This is a genomic window from Endozoicomonas sp. YOMI1, assembly GCF_024606345.1.
In the GTDB taxonomy this organism is placed as follows: domain Bacteria; phylum Pseudomonadota; class Gammaproteobacteria; order Pseudomonadales; family Endozoicomonadaceae; genus Endozoicomonas.
The window spans coordinates 1-1818 of sequence record NZ_JAHHPM010000317.1 but is presented as its reverse complement, the minus strand read 5'-3'; the positions used below and the strand labels follow the sequence as shown (position 1 = coordinate 1818).

Genomic DNA, 1818 nt, shown 5'->3' with positions numbered 1-1818 from the left:
TCGCTACCCGCCGCCCACTCCCCGCTACCCGCAAAAGAAAAGACCAGCGCTTTTTTGGGCAGCGGGAAGCGCCATTTTAGCCACAACCTTTCTTGCCCTGTGTACAACCTTTGCCTACGATTGTATTACTATTACAACAAAGTAATACAGAAAGAGGTGTGACGTGCATAAATTAACGACCAAAAGGCAAGTGACTATTCCTCAAAGTATCTGCCAAAAGCTCGGGCTAAAACCAGGCGACTTTATACAGGTTTTCGAGCGCGATGGTGTGGCACATTTGGTAAAGATGACCTCCGATGATCTTTCTGGCACCATCAAATTACCTGGTGATACCCATCTACACCCAACGCCAGAGGACACCAAAAAAGCCATCAAAGACAAAGCCGCCAGAAAATTCCGGGGCGAATCATGATTGCTGTTGATACCAATGTGCTGTTGCGTTATCTGTTGGCGCCGATTGATGCCCGTAACCCGCCCTGGCAAGCGAGAGTGGCGGCTGAAACCATTAATTCTGCTGACTCCGTTTACCTCTCAGACATTGTACTGGCCGAAACCGAGTGGGTGCTGGAAACCGTCTTTGAGTTAACCAAAGCAGAAATACACTCCGTTCTCAAACAGCTCGCCAGTAACACCCGGTTCATTTTTGAAGACTGGAGTGCCCTACAGAGCGCGCTTATGGATTACAGCGAAAACCCCAAAGTGGATTTCTCTGATTGCCTGATTGCCCGACGTGCCATCAGCAAAGGCGCCCTAACGCTCTACAGTTTTGAAAGCCGCAAAAAGCTGGGGGCATTATCCATCGTCACCACGCTGGTGCAAGTTGGGAATGACTAAGGAACGCCTCCCGCCACCCGCTACCCGTAAAAGCACCCGCTTATCTTTTTCGGGCAGCGGGCGGCGGGAAGCGGGCAGCGCCCGAAGGGATCAATAACCGTTAGGATTCATAAACCCTTTAAAAACAGTGCCAATGATAATCTTGATATCCAGCCACAACGACCAGTTATTGATATATTCCAGATCACACTCCACCCGGCGCTGCATCTTATCCAGCGTATCGGTTTCACCCCGGAAGCCCCGCACCTGGGCCAGCCCGGTAATGCCTGGCTTTACCTTATGGCGTTTCATATAAGATTCCACCAGATCCTTGTAATACTCGTTATGAGCCAAGGCATGGGGCCGGGGGCCAACAATAGACATCCGCCCCTGCAACACATTAATAAACTGGGGCAACTCATCCAGGCTTGTACGGCGGATAAAGACTCCAACTTTTGTCACCCGTGGATCACCTTTAGTGGCCTGGGTCACCACCTTCGCCTTCCTGATGCACCTTCATACTGCGGAATTTATACACCTTCACCTGCTGACCAGAAGCCCCATGGCGAAACTGCTTGAAAAACACCGGACCCGGAGAGGAGAGTTTCACCGCAATGGCCACACCCACCATCACCGGCGAAATCAGCAGCAAAATCAGGCTGCCAATCACAATATCCGACACTCGTTTGATAATGGCGTTAATGCTGTCCATAGGCGAACAGCTGATATCCAGAGAATAAAAGTCACCAATTTTGGTAATGGTATGGTTCAGCAACGGCAGATCCTGCAGCCCCGGCATATATCGGATATTGGCGGTACTATGGCGCAGGGCAAACATCACCGGCTGAAGAATGGAGTTCTTGTTAAAGGGCACGCAGAGCCAGCACTCATCAAAAGCTTCATCTCTGGCCAAGTACTGCACTTGCCGCCTGTCTTTTACGATGATATCCGTATGGGGTTCATACAGGCTAACCACTTTCTCCTGGGCTGGCACCTTTTCACCCT

At 50.7% G+C, this 1818-nt stretch carries 4 protein-coding genes; 2 read left to right on the top strand and 2 right to left on the bottom strand.

The features are described from left to right. Positions 1-163 precede the first annotated feature (163 nt). Positions 164-412, top strand: a complete 249-nt coding sequence (locus tag KDK15_RS11350) for an AbrB/MazE/SpoVT family DNA-binding domain-containing protein (protein WP_257295468.1) — start codon at positions 164-166, stop codon at positions 410-412. Further along, positions 409-834, top strand: coding sequence for a PIN domain-containing protein (locus tag KDK15_RS11345; protein WP_257295467.1), 426 nt, complete (start codon positions 409-411; stop codon positions 832-834). The genes KDK15_RS11350 and KDK15_RS11345 overlap by 4 nt, the downstream gene beginning before the upstream one ends. A gap of 90 nt (positions 835-924) precedes the next feature. Here KDK15_RS11345 and KDK15_RS21030 read toward each other — a convergent pair whose 3' ends face one another. After that, positions 925-1275, bottom strand: coding sequence for a sugar transferase (locus tag KDK15_RS21030; RefSeq protein ID WP_373691366.1), 351 nt, complete (start codon positions 1273-1275; stop codon positions 925-927). A 13-nt stretch (positions 1276-1288) separates the two neighbouring features. After that, the gene (locus KDK15_RS21025; protein ID WP_306800315.1) at positions 1289-1444 is read right to left on the bottom strand and encodes a sugar transferase; all 156 of its coding nucleotides are present in this window, start codon (positions 1442-1444) and stop codon (positions 1289-1291) included. Positions 1445-1818: the final 374 nt, after the last annotated feature.

Excerpts from the sequence above, each read along its gene's own strand:
- KDK15_RS11345 (WP_257295467.1), top strand. The coding sequence starts at position 409 with ATGATTGCTGTTGATACCAATGTGCTGTTGCGTTATCTGTTGGCGCCG.
- KDK15_RS21025 (WP_306800315.1), bottom strand. The coding sequence starts at position 1,444 with ATGGTGGGTGTGGCCATTGCGGTGAAACTCTCCTCTCCGGGTCCGGTG.